This is a genomic window from Mycobacterium avium subsp. avium (assembly GCF_009741445.1).
Classification (GTDB): domain Bacteria; phylum Actinomycetota; class Actinomycetes; order Mycobacteriales; family Mycobacteriaceae; genus Mycobacterium; species Mycobacterium avium.
Window position 1 is genome coordinate 724,895 of the sequence record NZ_CP046507.1, and the last position, 15,832, is coordinate 740,726.

Below are 15,832 nucleotides of genomic sequence, written 5' to 3' on the forward strand. Positions count from 1 at the left end.
TCCCGGGCCAATATCAACTACTTGCTAATGACGGGTCGAGGATATACCGTCGCCCGTGACGGAGCTCCGCGGGACCGGTGAAACCGGTGCGCAGCTGGTTGTTTCGCGCGGGCGGCGCCCGGGGTTCCGGTGAGGTCGGACTGCTGAAGGAGCGAGCATGGCGCGATTTCCCAAACCGCCGGAGGGCAGCTGGACACAGCATTACCCCGAGCTGGGCACCGCGCCGGTGTCCTACGAGGACTCGATCAGCCCCGAGGTGTACGAGCTGGAGCGTGAGGCCATCTTCAAACGGGCCTGGCTCAATGTGGCTCGGGTGGAACAACTTCCACGCAAGGGCAGCTACCTCACCCGGGAACTGAAGGTCGTCAACACCTCAATCATCTTGGTCCGCAACGGATCCGGAGAGATCAAGGCGTTCCACAACGTGTGCCGGCACCGGGGCAACAAGCTGGTGTGGAACGACATGCCGCTGGAGGAAACGCGGGGCGTGTGCCGGCAGTTTACCTGCAAATACCATGCCTGGCGCTACGACCTGGACGGCAACCTCACCTTCGTGCAGCAGGAGGAAGAGTTCTTCGACCTGGACAAGAGCCGCTACGGGCTGGTGCCGGTGCACTGCGACGTGTGGGAGGGTTTCGTCTTCGTCAACTTCGCCAAGACACCGGAACAGTCGCTGCGGGAGTTCCTGGGGCCGATGATCACCGCCCTGGAGGGCTACCCGTTCGACAAGATGACGTCGCGCTGGTGTTACCGGTCGGAGGTCAAGGCGAACTGGAAGCTCTACATAGACGCGTTCCAGGAGTTCTATCACGCGCCCGTGCTGCACGCGAACCAGTCGCCGACCGCCTACTCGAAAGCCGCCGCCGAGGCCGGTTTCGAGGCGCCGCACTACCGGCTGGACGGTCCGCACCGGCTGGTCAGCACCTCGGGGGTGCGGGCCTGGGAGATGTCGCCGGAGATGCGCAAGCCGATCGAGGACATCTGCCGCAGCGGACTGTTCGGGCCGTGGGACAAGCCCGATCTGGGGCCGATGCCCGACGGGCTCAACCCCGCGAAATGCGATCCGTGGGGCCTGGATTCGTTCCAGCTGTTCCCCAACTTCGTCATCCTGTTCTGGGGCCAGGGTTGGTACCTGACCTACCACTACTGGCCGACGTCGTATCACAGCCACGTCTTCGAGGGCACGCTGTACTTCCCGGCGCCGCGCACCCCGCGCGAGCGGGTGGCCCAGGAACTGGCGGCGGTGTCGTTCAAGGAATACGGGCTGCAGGACGCCAACACCCTGGAGGCCACCCAGACCATGCTCGAATCGCGGGTGGTCGACAAGTTCGTGCTCAACGACCAGGAGATCCTGCTGCGTCACCTGCACAAGGAGACCGCGGCGTGGATCGACGACTATCGCCGGATGTCCACCGCGGGAGTGTGAACACGATGTCGATGCTGCCCGCCGAGTTCGCCGACCTCGAACCGTTCGCCGACTGGTGCCTGCCCAGCGAGCCCGAACGCTACGCCAAGAGGCTGGCCAGCTCCATGACGGAGATGAAGGCCTTCTACGACGCGATCACCCCGCGGGCCGAGGAGGCGCTGGCGTTCTGCGACAAGTTCTCCCTCGACGACCTGCCCGACGACGTGCTGAACCTGATGCACCTGCTCTATTCGATGATCATGGTGTCCTTCCCGGTGGAGTGCTGGAAACAGCCCCGCGTCCCCGATTCGGGCGCCTCGACCCTGGACTGCGTATCCGAGCCCGTGCCATGACCACCGTGCTGCGGGCGGCCCGATGGGCGGACGTGGTGGCCGGAAAGATCCACGCACCGGCGGTGATCGTGGTCGACGGCGAACGCATCTCAGCGATGAATCCCGAAGGGCCGCTGCCGGATTCGGCGACCACCGTCGACCTCGGGGACACCACGCTGCTGCCCGGCCTGATGGACATGGAACTCAACCTGCTCATCGGCGGGCCGGGTGGGCCGGAGGGTCTGCCGTCGCCGATGCACGGCGTGCAGGACGACCCCGCCTACCGCACCCTGCGCGGGGCGGTCAACGCGCGCACCACCTTGGAGGCCGGGTTCACCACCGTGCGCAACCTCGGGCTGATGGTCAAGACCGGGGGGTATCTGCTCGACGTCGCGCTGCAACGCGCCGTCGACGCGGGCTGGCACGCCGGGCCCCGGATCTATCCGGCCGGCCATGCCGTCACTCCGTACGGCGGGCATCTGGACCCGACGGTGTTTCAGCGGCTGGCCCCCGGGATCATGCCGCTGTCGGTGGCCGAGGGCATCGCCAACGGGGTGCCCGACGTGATCGCCTGCGTGCGTTACCAGATCCGGCACGGCGCCAAGCTGATCAAGGTGTCCGCCTCCGGCGGGGTGATGTCGCACAGCACCGCGCCCGGGGCGCAGCAGTACTCCGACGCCGAATTCGCCGCGATCGCCGACGAGGCCCACCGGGCCGGTGTCCGGGTGGCCGCACATGCGGTGGGGGACAGCGCAATCCAGGCCTGCATCCGTGCGGGCATCGACTGCATCGAACATGGCTTTCTGGCCAGCGACGAGACCATCCAGGTGATGGTCGATCACGGCACGTTCCTGGTGTCGACCACCTACCTGACCGACGCCATGGCCATCGACCGCATCGCGCCGGAACTGCGCAAGAAGGCGCTCGAGGTTTTCCCGCGGGCAAAGGCCATGCTGCCCAAGGCGATCGAGGCCGGCGTCCGGATCGCCTGCGGCACCGATGCGCCGGCCATCCCGCACGGCCAGAACGCCAAGGAACTGGGCGCGCTGGTGCAGCGGGGCATGACCCCCGCCCAGGCGATCCGGGCGGCGACCGTGGTGGCCGCCGAGCTGATCGAGGCCGACGACGAGCTGGGCAGGCTGGCGCCCGGCTACCTCGCCGACATCATCGCGGTGCCCGGCAACCCGTTCGACGACATCGCCGCCACCCTCGACGTCCGCTTCGTCATGAAGAATGGACAGATCTACAAAACCCCTGCGGCCTAGCAGGAGGCAGGCATGGAACTCACCGACAACATCCTGTGGTTGCTCAAGCAGGCTTTCTACTATTCGCTGACCACCATCAACGAGGCGATGCGGGAACACGGCGTGAGCACCGCCCAGATCGGTGTGCTGCGCCAGCTGGCCAACGAGCCCGGCCTGTCCGGCGCCGAGCTGGCGCGCCGCCTGCTGATCAGCCCGCAGGGTGTCCAGCTCGCGCTCACCGCACTGGAACGCCGCGGGCTGGTGGAAAGAAAACGGGACCCCCAGCACGCGCGCATCCTGCAGGCCCACCTGACCGGAGAGGGCCGCAAGGTCGCCGAAACCGTCGTCAACGACGCGATCGCCGCGCATCAGGAGGTGTTCGGCGTGCTGACCGAGCAGGAGCAGCAGACGCTGCGCGAACTGCTGGGCCGCGTGGTCGAAAAGGGCACCGGCCATGAGTTGTTCACCGATCACGTCGACGGCTGACCGGCCGCCACCAGGGCTGTATCTAGTACTTGAGATCAATCGCAAGTAGTTGATACTCTCACGGGGATGGCCGAGCAGCGCACCGCGACGCACGACGGTCCGGCGACGGTGACCGCCCCCGAATCGGGCGGTACCGACACCGCCGGACCCGGCGGTCGGTTGTACGCCTTGCCACCGCGGGGCCGGTTCGTGCTGACCGACACCGACCGGCAGCTGGTCGCGTTCGCCGGCGGAAGCGGCATCACACCGGTGTTCTCGCTGCTGCGCACGGCACTGACGGCCGGCACCCGCCGCGCGCGGTTGTTCTACGCCAACCGAAGCCGCGACGCGGTGATCTTCGACGAGGACCTGGCGGACCTGCAACGACGACATGCCGAGCGCTTCACGCTGCACCACCATCTCGACGACCAACGCGGGTTCGCCACGCAGGAGGACATTTCGGCGTTCATCGCGACCGCGGGCGACGCCGACTTCTATGTGTGCGGGCCGAATGAGTTCATGGACACGGTGTGCACCGCGCTGCGCGACGCGGGCATCGCGGCCGAGCGGGTGCACGTCGAGCACTTCGACGTCACCGACGTCGGCGCCGCGGCGCCGGCCGAGGGTCAGGTGCAGCCCGGCGAGGTCACCATCGTGTTGGACGGGGCCACCACGACCGCCCCGTACCAAGCGGGCAACACGTTGCTGCAGACCGCCCGCATGGCGGGGCTGCGGGCGCCCTCGTCGTGCGAAATCGGTTCGTGCGGAACGTGTATGGCACGCCTGACGCAGGGGAGTGCCCGGATGATCAACAACGACGCGCTCGATCCGGAGGAGGTCGACGACGGCTGGGTGCTGACCTGTCAGGCGCTGCCCACCAGCCCGACGGTGCGGGTGGTCTACGAATGAGGGTGGCGGTGGTGACCGGCGGCGCGTCGGGCATGGGCGAGGCGACCTGCCACGAGCTGGGTCGGCGCGGCATGAAAATCGCCGTGCTCGACGTCGACGAGCATGCGGCGCAACGCGTCACCGACGACCTGCGCACCGGCGGCGCGACCGCGCTGGGGGTGGGCGCCGACGTCACCGACCGGGCCGCCGTCGAGCAGGCCTTCGCGAAGGTGCGCAGCGAGCTGGGGCCGGTGACCGTCCTGGTGACCAGCGCCGGGATGTTCGGGTTCTCGCCGTTCCTGGACATCACCGCCGAATCCTGGTCGCGGATCATCGATGTCAATCTCACCGGGACGTTTCACTGCTGTCAGGTCGCGCTGCCGGACATGGTGGCGGCGAACTGGGGGCGGATCGTGATGATCTCCTCGTCGAGTGCTCAGCGCGGGTCGCCGTTCGCCGCCCACTATGCGGCGTCCAAGGGGGCGGTGATCACGTTGACGAAATCGCTGGCCCGCGAATACGCGCCGCACGGCATCACGGTCAACAACATTCCGCCGTCGGGCATCGAGACGCCGATGCAGCATCAGGGCCAGGCGGCCGGTTACCTGCCCTCCAACGAGCAGATCGCGGCGAACATCCCGCTGGGCTACCTGGGCACCGGGGCGGATATCGCCGCGGCGGTGGGGTTTTTGACGTCTGACGAGGCGCGGTACATCACCGGCCAGGTCTTGGGTGTCAACGGCGGAGCAGTGATGTGACAGTGAGGATTCGATGACCAGATCAGGTAGACCACCGGAAGGCTCGTGGACCGAGCACTACCCCGAATTGGGAACGGGGCCGGTCTCTTTCAAGGATTCGACGTCACCGGAGTTTTACGAACTCGAGCGGGAGGCCATCTTCAAACGGGCCTGGCTCAACGTCGCCCGGGTGGAGGAGCTGCCCCGGGTGGGCAGCTACCTCACCAAGGAGATCGAGGCGGCCCGCACCTCGGTGATCGTGGTGAAGGGCAGGGACGAGCGCATCCGCGCCTTCTACAACGTGTGCCGCCACCGCGGAAACAAATTGGTGTGGAACGACTTTCCCGGTGAGGAGACCCGCGGCACCTGCCGCCAATTCACCTGCAAGTACCACGGTTGGCGGTACGACCTGACGGGTGCGCTGAAATTCGTCCAGCAGGAATCGGAATTCTTCGACCTCGATCCGGCCGAGTACGGGTTGCGGCCGGTGCACTGCGACGTGTGGAACGGCTTCGTCTTCATCAACTTCGACCCCCAACCTCGCCAGAGCCTGCGCGAGTTCCTCGGCCCGATGATCACCGGGCTGGACGGCTATCCGTTCGACAAGCTGACCGAGCGGTACGACTGGGTGGCACACAACAACAGCAACTGGAAGATCTTCGCCGACGCCTTCCAGGAGTACTACCACGTGCCCGCCCTACACTCCCAACAGGTGCCTCCCGAGGTGCGCGACAGCAACGCCGTATTCACCTGTGGGCACTTCCAACTCGACGGGCCGCACCGGCTGGTTTCCACGGCTGGGCGGCGCCGCTGGCTGATGCCACCGGAATACATGTATCCGATCGAGCGGGCCACCCGCAGCGGCCTGGTGGGGCCGTGGCGGACGCCCGACATCGGCGAGCTGCCGGCCGGGCTCAACCCGGGCCGGATCGAGCAGTGGGGCATCAGCAATTTCCAGATCTTCCCCAACCTGGAGATCCTGATCTACGGCGGCTGGTATCTGCTGTACCGGTACTGGCCCACCTCGCACAACACCCACCGGTTCGAGGCGTATACCTACTTCCACCCGGCGCGCAGCGTGCGGGAGCGCATCGAGCACGAGGTCGCCGCGGTGGTGCTCAAGGAGTTCGCGCTGCAGGACGCCGGCATGCTCGGCGGGACCCAGGCGGCGCTGGAATACGGTGTGGTCGAGGACTTTCCACTCAACGACCAGGAGATCCTGGTGCGCCATCTGCACAAGGTGGTCGTGGACTGGGTCGACGCGTATCGCCGCGAACGCGAAACGGTGGGGGTGTGACCATGGCGTCCATGCTGCCCAGCGCCTTCGCCGAGCTGGAGGGCTATGCCCAAACGTGGTGCCTGCCAACCGAAACCGAGCGGTGGAATGCCAGGGTCAACGCGTCGATGCCGCAGCTGCGCGACTTCTACGACGCGTTCTTCCCCCGCCTCGAGGAGGCGATCGACTACTGCGACAAGTTTCCCCTCGATAACCTGCCCGACGACGTCGTCAACCTGTTGCACATGATCTACTCGCTGATCATGGTGGCCATGGCGGTGGAGATCATGCATCAACCCGCCCCGGTCGACGCCGCCGACGCGGTCATGATCCGGACCGGCGGCCCGGTGCCCTGACCCGGCGGCCAAGACCGTCCAACCCTGCTGCGGAAAGGAGCGGCCATGAGTCTGCTCACCATCACCAAACTCACCGACTCGGTCGGCGCCGAAGTCACCGGCCTGGATCCGGCCGCCCTGGCACACGACGACTCGGTGGGTGAGGCGGTGCTGGATGCCTTGGAAGACAACGGAGTTCTGGTCTTTCGCGGGCTCTACCTCGACCCGGCGGCGCAGGTCGCCTTCTGCGGCCGCCTCGGCGAGGTCGATCATTCCTCCGACGGCCACCACCCGGTGCCCGGCATCTACCCGATCACGCTGGACAAGTCCAAGAACGCCTCGGCGGCCTACCTGAAGGCGACCTTCGACTGGCACATCGACGGCTGCACACCGCTGGGCGACGAGTGTCCGCAGAAGGCCACCGTGCTGTCGGCGGTCCGGGTCGCTGAGCGGGGCGGCGAAACCGAATTCGCGAATTCCTACGCCGCATACGACGCACTGACCGACGACGAGAAACGGCGGTTCGGCGCATTGCGGGTGGTGCACTCGCTGGAGGCCTCCCAGCGCCGGGTCTATCCCGATCCGTCACCGGAACTCGTAGCGCGCTGGCGGTCTCGGCGCACGCATGAACACCCGCTGGTGTGGACGCATCGCAGCGGGCGCAAATCGCTGGTGCTGGGTGCCTCCGCGGATTACGTCGTGGGCATGGACCTCGACGAAGGACGCGCCCTGCTCGAGGAACTGCTGCAGCGCGCCACGGTGCCCGAACGGGTCTACAGCCACGGCTGGTCGATCGGCGACACCGTCATCTGGGACAACCGCGGGGTGTTGCACCGGGCGGCGCCCTACGACCCGGACTCGTCGCGAGAGATGCTGCGCACCACCGTGCTCGGTGACGAGCCGATCCAATAGCATGGCCGCGTCCGACCGGTATCCGCAGCGCCTGACACCGCTGCCCGCCGACGAGTGGGACGAGGACACCCGCGCGGCGCTGGCCTCGCTGATCCCCGCCGAGCGCGCCAATCCCGTTGGGGCGGGCAATGTTTTGTCGACCCTGGTCCACCACCCCGACCTCACCGCGGCCTACCTGCCGTTCAACGCGTACTTGCTCACCCGGTCGACGCTGTCGCCCCGGATACGCGAAGTCGCGCTGCTTCGGGTGGTACACCGCAGCAAGTGCGGCTACCTGTGGTCACATCACCTCCCCATCGCGCGGCGCGCCGGCCTGAGCGAATCCGACATCGACGACATCCGGCGAGGCCGCTGCGCCGACCCGACCGATGCGGCCGTGGTCCGGGCCGTCGACGAGCTCACCGGTGACAGCACCCTGAGCCGGCAGACCTGGGACCGGCTGTGCGAGCTGTTCACGCAGCGGCAGTGCATGGACCTGATCTTCACCATTGGCGGCTACCTGCTGCTGGCGCTGGCGGTCAACACCTTCGGTGTCCAGGAGGAGGAGACCCCCTAGGCGGGGAGTTCTCAGCGAGCTCTCAGCGGATTCGTCTTAGGCTGGCGCTCTCGATAGGCCTCGACAGGGTCCGGGAGGTCGATGGTGCGGATCGCTTCCGTCGTCGCCCGCCAACTGCTGGACTGCAAGGCCCGGCCGCTGGTCGAGGTCGAAATCACCACCGACACCGGCCATGTCGGCCGCGGCGCGGCGCCGACCGGCACCTCGGTCGGGGCGCACGAGGCGTTCGTCCTGCGGGACGGGGAGCCCACCCGATACCGCGGGCGCAGCGTGCACCGCGCCGTCGCAGCGGTCAGAGACGAGATCGCCCCCGTGCTGACCGGCGCCGAACTCGACGACCCGCGGTCGCTGGACCGGGTCATGATCGAACTCGACGGCACGCCCGACAAACACCGGCTGGGCGGCAACGCGATCTACTCCACGTCGATCGCGCTGCTGCGAGCGGCCGCCGCGGCAGCGGGCACACCCACCTACGCCTACGTCGGCGCCCTGCTCGGGCTGACACCACCGACCACCGTGCCGATGCCCAGCTTCAACATGATCAACGGCGGCCTACGGGGACGTCGAGCAGAGTTTCAGCGAGTTCCTCGTCGTGCCGTATCGGGCGGAGTCGATCCAGGCGGCGGTCGAGAAGGGGGTGAGCCTGTTCGAGGTGCTCGGCGAGGTGCTCGCCGAACATCTGGGCCGCACACCGCTGTTGGCGTCGTCCTACGGCTATATCGCGCCGTCCGGTGACCCGCATGCCGTCCTGGAACTGCTGGCCGAGGCGGTCGAGCGCGCCGGCTGCGCCGACGTCATGGCGTTCGCACTCGACTGCGCGTCCAGCGAGGTGTACGACAACGGTTCCGCCACTTACGCTTTCAACGGCGGTCGGGTGACCGCGGAGGCGTTGATCGACTACGCCCGCGCCCTGTCGCAGGAGTTCCCGATGCTGTTCATCGAGGATCTGCTGGACGGCGACGACTGGGCCGGGTTCACCAAAGCGGTGCAGACGGTCAACCGTTCGATCATCGTCGGGGACGATTTGATCGTGACCAACCGCGACCGGTTGCGGCGCGCCGTCGAGACATCGGCCGTCGACGGGTTCATCCTCAAGCCCAACCAGGTCGGCACCATCGCCGAGGCGCTGGACTGCTTCGAATATGCCTCACAGAACAGGCTTCTGGCGATTCCGTCCGGTCGGTCGGGCGGCGTCATCGACGACGTGGTGATGGATCTGGCGGTGGGGCTGGGTGCGCCGTTGCAGAAGAACGGCGCACCGCGCTCGGGCGAACGCATCGAAAAGCTCAACTTCCTGCTGCGCGCGGCCGAGGGCATCCCGGACTGCGCGCTGGCGGATGTGCCGGCGCTGGCCCGGTTCTAAAAGCGGCGCTCTAGTGGCCGGCCAGCAACGCCAGCTCGGCCGCAACCGCGGCCGCACACACCGCCGACGCGATCGAAAGCGCTATCCAGTCATTGCGTTTCGGACGCGACGGGTCCGCCGAGATCTGCCCGGTGCCGCCCCGCGCGGTGATCGCGTCGCCCATCTCGTCGGCGCGCCGCAGCGTCACGGTGATGACGGCGACGACCACGTCGATCAGGTCGGTCGCCGGCCGGCGCAGGCGGGCCCAGCGGGTCTGCGCCGGCCGGCGGGGCCGTAACCGCCGAGCGGCGTAGAGCACCCGGAACTCGTCGATGAGCATCGGGAAGGTGCGCAGCGCGAGCGCCAGGGCGACCGACCAGTCGTCGACCGGGATCCGCAGGACTCGCAGCGGCCTGCCCAAAGTCGCTACGGCCGGGGCGATCTGGGCGACGTTGGTGGTCCATGACACCAGTGCGCCCAGGCCGAGCAGCACCACGGTCAGCGCGGTCGCGCGCAGGAAGTCCAGCAGTCCGCCCAGCCCGAGCGACGCCGTGCCCAGGTGCATCGTCGGGGCCCCGCCGGCCAGCGCCGCGGTGACGCCGACGACGCCCAGGAAGATCCATAGCCAGCGCGGCACCGAGGGCAGCACACCGCGCGGGATGTGGGCCAGCCGCAGTCCCGCCGCCGCCAGCGCGGTCGCCAGCCCGATGGCCACCCATCCGGGAAACACCGTGAGCAGCAACGACATGGCGAACACCACCAGCAGTTTGGTTCCGGCCCACAGCTCGTGGATGGGCGAGCTGCCCGGGACGGGGCGCAGCAGCACCACGGGCCGGCGGCGCGCCGCCGGACGTTTAGTCGGAGGGGTAACGGGCGCCGGAACATGCTGGGCCGCAACAGGATTAGCATCCAAAGAGCCGTCGCGCAGGTGCAGGATGCGCGGGCACAGCTGCTCGAGCCCGGCGAAGTCATGCGAGATGACCACCACGGTCAGCCCGGTCTCGCGGCGCCGCTCGGCCAGCAGCTCGACCAGGCCGCGCTGACTGGCGGCGTCCAGCCCCGCCAGCGGTTCGTCGAGAATCAACACCCGGGGTGACCGCGCCAGCAGACCGGCCAGCACCACGCGCCGCATCTGGCCGCCGCTGAGCTGGTCGATGCGCCGCTCGGCCAGCCCGGCATCCAGGCCGACCGCGGCCAGCGCTGCGCTGACCCGGTCGTGGTCGTCGGGCGAAAAGCCCGCTGCCGAGGCCACTTCCAGGTCGACGCGGCTGCGCATCAACTGCAGCCGGGCGGCCTGGAACTGCAGCGCCACCGCTCCGACCTGTTCGGCGGCGGGACGGCCGTCGAGCAGACAGGTCCCGGTGGTCGGCACCGTCAGTCCGGCCATGATCCACGCCAGGGTGGACTTGCCCGAGCCGTTGCCGCCGTGGATCAGCAGCCCGTCGCCCTCGTGCACGGTGAAGCTGACGTCGCGCAGCGCGGTTCGGGACCACGGCGTGCCGCTGGCGTATTCGTGCCCGACGCCGGCGAGTTCGAGCACCGGCGCCCGGCGCCCCCGGCCCGCCGGGCACGTCGGCGCGGGCGCGGTCGCCGTTCGGATCAGGGCGGTATCGCCTTGCGTATCACCGAGATTGATGATGCGGTCGGCGTATTCGGCCTCGTCGTTGTAGTGGGTGATGTGCACCAGGGCGGTGCGGTGCCGCTCGGTCAGTCCGGACAACACGGTCAGCAGCTGCTCCCGGCCCTGCCGGTCCACCATGCTGGTGACCTCGTCGGCGATCAGCAGCGCCGGCTCCCGGGCCAGCGCCGCGGCCACCGCCAGGCGCTGCAGTTCGCCGCCGGACAGGCTGCCGGTGTCGCGGTCGGCCAGGCCCGCCAGCCCGACTTCGCCGAGCAGCCGGCCCACGTCGGTGGTGGTGCCGGGCGGCAGACCCCAGACCACGTCGTCGGCGACCCGGGTGCCCAGCACCTGGCTCTCCGGATGCTGCATGACGACGGCGGTCCCGCCGAGCTCACCCAGGCCCACCGACCCGGGGCGTTCGATCGTGCCCGACGTCGGTTCGCGGCCGGCCAGGACCAGCATCAGGGTGGTTTTCCCCGCGCCGTTGGCGCCGGTCACCGCGACGTGTTCACCCGCTTGCACGTCCAGGCTGACGGCGCGCAGCGCGTCGCGGTCGGCGTGCGGGTAACGCAGCCGCACCCGGTCCAGTCGCACCGGGACGGGCCGGGTCGGACCGTTGCGTGCCGGCGCGTCCAGCTTGTGCACATCGGGAATCCCGCGCAGCCGCTCCAGCACCCGCGACAACGCCCACCAACCGACCAGCGAGGCGCCCACGATCGCGACGAGCGCGTACCCGAGCACCAGCCACTGCCAGTGCTGCAACGCCGCGGCGAAGAACTCGGCCAACCGCACGGCGGCCGCGTGCAGCGGCGGCACCCGCGCCACCACCGACGCGGCGCCGTCCACCGCCGCGCCGATGGCATGAAAGACCAACTGGCGCAACCGGGTCAACACGGTGAGCGCGATGACCATGCCCGCGCCGACGACGCCGGCCGCCACCAATGACACCGCCAGCACGGTGGGTGTGCCGCGGCGGTGCCGTTTGACGATTCCGGCCAGCCCGCCGGTGTAGGCGCACAACGCGATCGCCGCCAAGCCGCTCAACCCGACGACCAAAAAGCCGATCACGCCGGCGGCGACCGTCGCGGTGATCAGCACCCGGATCCGGTAGCGGTAGGCGAGCAGGCCGGTGGGCACGCTGCCGAGCAGCCCCAGCCCGCCGCCGTGCGGAAGAACGACCGCGATGATGGCGATCGCCGCGCACAGCGCGCCCATCACCGAGGCCTGCGCCAGTTCGCCGGGTCGTAGCGATCCGGCCCGCTTCTGCGGCCTCGCCGCGCCCGGCGCCGTCACGCCACGATTATGCCCGCGGCCGCTGTGGGCCCGGCCGTCTCTCTCATCGGATCTTCAGGTAGCTATCGCTGGGGCAGCGGCCGGGAACGCACCAGGGTGGGCCACCAGAACCACGGCCCGAGGATCCGCAGGATGGACGGCACCACGAACGAGCGCACGATCAGCGTGTCGAGCAGCAGGCCGATACACACGGTGGAGCCGACCTGACCGATCGTTCTGAGCTCGCTGGTGAGCATGGCCAGCATGGTGAAGGCGAACACCAAGCCCGCCGACGTCACCACGCCGCCGGTGCTGCCCAGCGCGCGGATCAGGCCGGTGTGGATGCCGCCGTGCAGCTCCTCCTTGACCCTGTTGATCAGCAGCAGGTTGTAGTCCGAACCGACGGCCACCAGGATGATGAACGTCAACGGTAGCACCAGCCAGTGCAGATGCAGGCCGATGAGGTGCTGCCAGAACAGGATGGACAGGCCGAACGCCCCGGCGTAGGAGAAGGCCACGGTGCCGGGAATCACCAACGCGGCCACCAGACTTCGGGTGATGAACAACATGATCAAGAAGATCAGCACGAACGCCGCGATCGCCGCGATCAGCAGATCCGACATCGCGTACTGCTTGATGTCCTTGTCGTTGGAGCCCGAACCGCCGATGTAGATCCGGGCGCCCGCCAGCGACGTCTCTTTCAGGATCGTCTTGATCGCTTCGGGGAACTGTTCGACGTGTTCCACCCCTTCGGGACCCATCGCGTCGCCCTCGTGGGTGACGATGAAGCGGGCCGCCTTGCCGTCCGGCGACATCATCAGCTTCATGCCGGTCTTCACGTCGTCGTTGTCGAAACCCTCGTGCGGGATGTAGAAGTAGTCGTCGCTGCGGGACCGGTCGAAGTCGTTACCGACGTTGATCAGGTCGTCGTAGGTCTGATCGGTCTGGATGGACTGCAGATCCGCCGACCCGTAGCTGTTGACCAACTTCAACTGCAACGCCTCGGTGTCGTCGGCGGTGGCCTTGAGCTGGGCGATGATCTGCGGGAACGCCTTGTCCACCTCGGTGAGCGAGATCCTGGCCTGGTTGATGTCTTCGGCCAGGTGGTCGATGTGATCGATGGTGTCCCACAGCGATCGGAACGCCCAGCACAGGGGAATGTCGAAACAGTGCTTCTCCCAATAGAAGTAGCTCTTGATGGGACGGAAGAAGTCGTCGAGATTCGAAACTTCCTCGTTCATCTCGTCGCTGACCCGTTGCAGGTCCTCCACGGTGAGCACGGTCTGGTGCAGCTCGTCGGACACCTTCTGGAAAAAGCCGATCTCCTTGCGCAGCACCGCAACAGAGTGCGCCTGGATCTCGGCCTGCGCGTCGGTGTTGGAGTTCTGTTCCCGGTTGAACGGAAGCTGCTGTCCGTTGCCGCTGCCCTGCGTGGTGAACAGGTAGGGGATGCTGGCGTGCTCGAGCGCGCGGCCCAGCGGCCGGGTCATGCCCTGCACCATCGCCACCCCGTGCAGCCGAATGAGGGCCTTGGCGACCCGGTCCAGCGAGATGAAGTCGGCCGAGTTGCGCATGTCGTGATCGGTCTCGATCATCAGCATCTCGGAGAACAGCTTGCTTTTCGGGAAGTGCCGATCGGCGGCCTGAAAACCCAGATTCGCCGGGGCATTTCGCGGCTGGTACTGCCGGTCGTCGTAGTTCTGCCGGTAGGTGGGCACGAAGATCGCCCCGACCATGACGATCGCGGAACTGGCCACCAAGATCGGCACCGGCCAGCGCACCACGCTGGCCCCGATGCGCCGGTACAGACGCCCTTTGCTGTCGGTCCGCGGGTCGAACATCCCGAACAGGCTGCCGACGGTCAGCAGCGCCGGACCCAGCGTCATCGCCGCGGCGATGGTGAACAGCATGGTGATCGCCACCGCGGGCCCCATGGTGTGGAAATAGTTCAGCCGCGCGAACGTCAGGCAGTAACACGCCCCGGCGATCGTCAGCCCCGACCCGATGATGATGGGCGCCACACCCCGGTAGGCGATATAGAAGCTGTCTTCCCTGCTTTCACCGACTTGCCGCGCCTCGTGGTAACGGCCCATCAGGAAGATGCCGTAGTCGGTGCCGGCCCCCAGGGTCAACGCGATGACGATGTTCACCGCGAACGACGACAACTCGATGTAGCCCAGATGCCCGAGGGTGGAGGTAATCCCTTTGGCGACAAGCATTTCGATGAGGACACCGAGCAGGGGCACCAGCAGGGTGGACGGCGTGCGGTACACCAGCAGCAGCATCACCACGATGAGGATGATCGTGACGATGGTGACGTTGTTCAGGCTGGCGTTGGCGATGGACAGCGTGTCGGAGGCCAGCGGCGCCGCGCCGCTGACGTAAACCTTGAGACCCGGTGGGGGAGTGTCGTTTTTGATGATGTCGCGGACCGCGTCCACCGACTGGTTGGCCTGGATCTGGCCGATGTCGCCGGCCAGCCGCAGCAGCACGTAGGTGCACCTGCCGTCGACGCTTTGCGCCCCGGCCGCGGTGAACGGTTTGCCCCACAGGTCCATCACGTACTGCACGTGTTTGGTGTCGCGCTGCAGGCGGCGCATCAGGTCGTCGTAGTAGAGGTGGTCGGAGTCTCCCAGCGGCCGGTTGGCCTCGAACACCACCATGGTCAGGTTGGTCGAGTTGGATTCGTGGAACTTCTCGCCGATGTGCAGCAGCGAGCGCTGCGAGGGCGCATAGTGCGGGACCATCGGCCCGGCGAGCTCTTCGGCGACCCGTTCCACTTGCGGCATAAAGGTATTCGTGGTGACGGCGAGCAGTCCCCAGAAGAAGATGATTGGTATCGCGAAGGCGCGGACCATCCTGGGGATGAGGGGACGTTTGACCCGGGAGGCGCCGAGGCGATGCTCGGTCATGCCGACTTCACCCGGCACTGGACGTCGGCGTCCTGGTGGTTGCCCGACTGCTCGTCGCGGACAACGTCATTGACCAGCATCCGGCACCCCACCTGACCGCCGTGGACGTGCACCGAGATGCTGCCGGAGGCCACCGACAGCGTGGTGCTCTCGGTGTGGGTCCACGGCAGCGTGGTGATGTCGACCTGGTGCGGATGGCCGTCGATGTCGACGTAGACGAGTTTCCCGCCCTGCCCGACGGAGCCGAACACCTCGTAGGTGATCCGTTTGAGGTTGAACTGCTCGGGTGCCTGCGGACCGTTGACGGTGATGACCGGCCCCGGTTCGGAGAACTGGTGCACCTTGTACATGCAGAGCAGGCCCACGCCCACCGCGACGACGGCCACCAGCGGCATCCAGATCCGCGCCAGCACAGCACGCCCGGTGGAGCGAGGGCTCATGCGATCACCTGCGACCCGGTCCGGCCATCGTGCTGCTGCCCCCCGCTCTCGCCTTCGTGCCCGTCGAATAGTAGACGCTCATGTGCCCAATTGAC

At 67.6% G+C, this 15,832-nt stretch carries 13 protein-coding genes and 1 pseudogene; 11 read left to right on the forward strand and 3 right to left on the reverse strand.

The genetic code is table 11. The annotated features are described in order from the left end of the window. Positions 1-157 precede the first annotated feature (157 nt). From MAA44156_RS03660 to eno, 11 genes and pseudogenes are all read left to right on the forward strand, one after another. Complete coding sequence (locus MAA44156_RS03660) at positions 158-1,426, forward strand: aromatic ring-hydroxylating oxygenase subunit alpha (protein WP_009978377.1); 1,269 nt, start codon at positions 158-160, stop codon at positions 1,424-1,426. Further along, a complete protein-coding gene (locus MAA44156_RS03665; RefSeq protein ID WP_003878804.1) occupies positions 1,423-1,758 on the forward strand; it encodes a hypothetical protein in 336 nt (111 codons plus the stop codon). The genes MAA44156_RS03660 and MAA44156_RS03665 overlap by 4 nt, the downstream gene beginning before the upstream one ends. Then, entirely contained in the window at positions 1,755-3,002 is a 1,248-nt protein-coding gene (locus MAA44156_RS03670; RefSeq protein WP_009978375.1) for a metal-dependent hydrolase family protein, read from the forward strand. Before MAA44156_RS03665 ends, MAA44156_RS03670 begins: the two co-directional genes overlap by 4 nt. A 12-nt stretch (positions 3,003-3,014) precedes the next feature. Then, entirely contained in the window at positions 3,015-3,467 is a 453-nt protein-coding gene (locus MAA44156_RS03675; protein ID WP_009978373.1) for a MarR family winged helix-turn-helix transcriptional regulator, read from the forward strand. A 66-nt stretch (positions 3,468-3,533) separates the two neighbouring features. Next, positions 3,534-4,355 carry a flavin reductase family protein gene (locus MAA44156_RS03680; RefSeq protein ID WP_009978372.1) on the forward strand — a complete coding sequence of 274 codons (822 nt, stop codon included), beginning with the start codon at positions 3,534-3,536 and terminating at the stop codon, positions 4,353-4,355. Next, the gene (locus MAA44156_RS03685; protein ID WP_009978371.1) at positions 4,352-5,092 is read left to right on the forward strand and encodes an SDR family NAD(P)-dependent oxidoreductase; all 741 of its coding nucleotides are present in this window, start codon (positions 4,352-4,354) and stop codon (positions 5,090-5,092) included. Before MAA44156_RS03680 ends, MAA44156_RS03685 begins: the two co-directional genes overlap by 4 nt. Positions 5,093-5,105: 13 nt before the next feature. Beyond that, positions 5,106-6,368, forward strand: a complete 1,263-nt coding sequence (locus MAA44156_RS03690) for an aromatic ring-hydroxylating oxygenase subunit alpha (RefSeq protein ID WP_009978370.1) — start codon at positions 5,106-5,108, stop codon at positions 6,366-6,368. Then, positions 6,365-6,703: a hypothetical protein gene (locus MAA44156_RS03695; RefSeq protein ID WP_009978369.1), complete on the forward strand. Its 339-nt coding sequence runs from the start codon at positions 6,365-6,367 to the stop codon at positions 6,701-6,703. Before MAA44156_RS03690 ends, MAA44156_RS03695 begins: the two co-directional genes overlap by 4 nt. A 45-nt stretch (positions 6,704-6,748) precedes the next feature. Further along, complete coding sequence (locus tag MAA44156_RS03700; RefSeq protein WP_009978368.1) at positions 6,749-7,594, forward strand: TauD/TfdA dioxygenase family protein; 846 nt, start codon at positions 6,749-6,751, stop codon at positions 7,592-7,594. A 1-nt stretch (position 7,595) separates the two neighbouring features. Further along, a complete protein-coding gene (locus MAA44156_RS03705) occupies positions 7,596-8,150 on the forward strand; it encodes a carboxymuconolactone decarboxylase family protein (protein ID WP_009978367.1) in 555 nt (184 codons plus the stop codon). 81 nt (positions 8,151-8,231) lie between these two features. After that, positions 8,232-9,513: pseudogene (gene eno, locus MAA44156_RS03710) on the forward strand (phosphopyruvate hydratase). Positions 9,514-9,523: 10 nt separating this feature from the next. Here eno and MAA44156_RS03715 read toward each other — a convergent pair. The 3 genes from MAA44156_RS03715 to MAA44156_RS03725 form a co-directional block, all read right to left on the reverse strand. Continuing rightward, entirely contained in the window at positions 9,524-12,406 is a 2,883-nt protein-coding gene (locus MAA44156_RS03715) for an ATP-binding cassette domain-containing protein (RefSeq protein WP_009978365.1), read from the reverse strand. 62 nt (positions 12,407-12,468) lie between these two features. Then, entirely contained in the window at positions 12,469-15,297 is a 2,829-nt protein-coding gene (locus MAA44156_RS03720; RefSeq protein WP_023879615.1) for an MMPL/RND family transporter, read from the reverse strand. Then, positions 15,294-15,737, reverse strand: a complete 444-nt coding sequence (locus tag MAA44156_RS03725) for an MmpS family transport accessory protein (RefSeq protein WP_023879616.1) — start codon at positions 15,735-15,737, stop codon at positions 15,294-15,296. Before MAA44156_RS03725 ends, MAA44156_RS03720 begins: the two co-directional genes overlap by 4 nt. Positions 15,738-15,832: the final 95 nt, after the last annotated feature.

Coding starts and splice junctions, on each gene's coding strand:
- MAA44156_RS03660 (WP_009978377.1), top strand. CDS start 158: ATGGCGCGATTTCCCAAACCGCCGGAGGGCAGCTGGACACAGCATTAC.
- MAA44156_RS03670 (WP_009978375.1), top strand. CDS start 1,755: ATGACCACCGTGCTGCGGGCGGCCCGATGGGCGGACGTGGTGGCCGGA.
- MAA44156_RS03675 (WP_009978373.1), top strand. CDS start 3,015: ATGGAACTCACCGACAACATCCTGTGGTTGCTCAAGCAGGCTTTCTAC.
- MAA44156_RS03680 (WP_009978372.1), top strand. CDS start 3,534: ATGGCCGAGCAGCGCACCGCGACGCACGACGGTCCGGCGACGGTGACC.
- MAA44156_RS03685 (WP_009978371.1), top strand. CDS start 4,352: ATGAGGGTGGCGGTGGTGACCGGCGGCGCGTCGGGCATGGGCGAGGCG.
- MAA44156_RS03690 (WP_009978370.1), top strand. CDS start 5,106: ATGACCAGATCAGGTAGACCACCGGAAGGCTCGTGGACCGAGCACTAC.
- MAA44156_RS03700 (WP_009978368.1), top strand. CDS start 6,749: ATGAGTCTGCTCACCATCACCAAACTCACCGACTCGGTCGGCGCCGAA.
- MAA44156_RS03705 (WP_009978367.1), top strand. CDS start 7,596: ATGGCCGCGTCCGACCGGTATCCGCAGCGCCTGACACCGCTGCCCGCC.
- MAA44156_RS03720 (WP_023879615.1), bottom strand. CDS start 15,297: ATGACCGAGCATCGCCTCGGCGCCTCCCGGGTCAAACGTCCCCTCATC.
- MAA44156_RS03725 (WP_023879616.1), bottom strand. CDS start 15,737: ATGAGCCCTCGCTCCACCGGGCGTGCTGTGCTGGCGCGGATCTGGATG.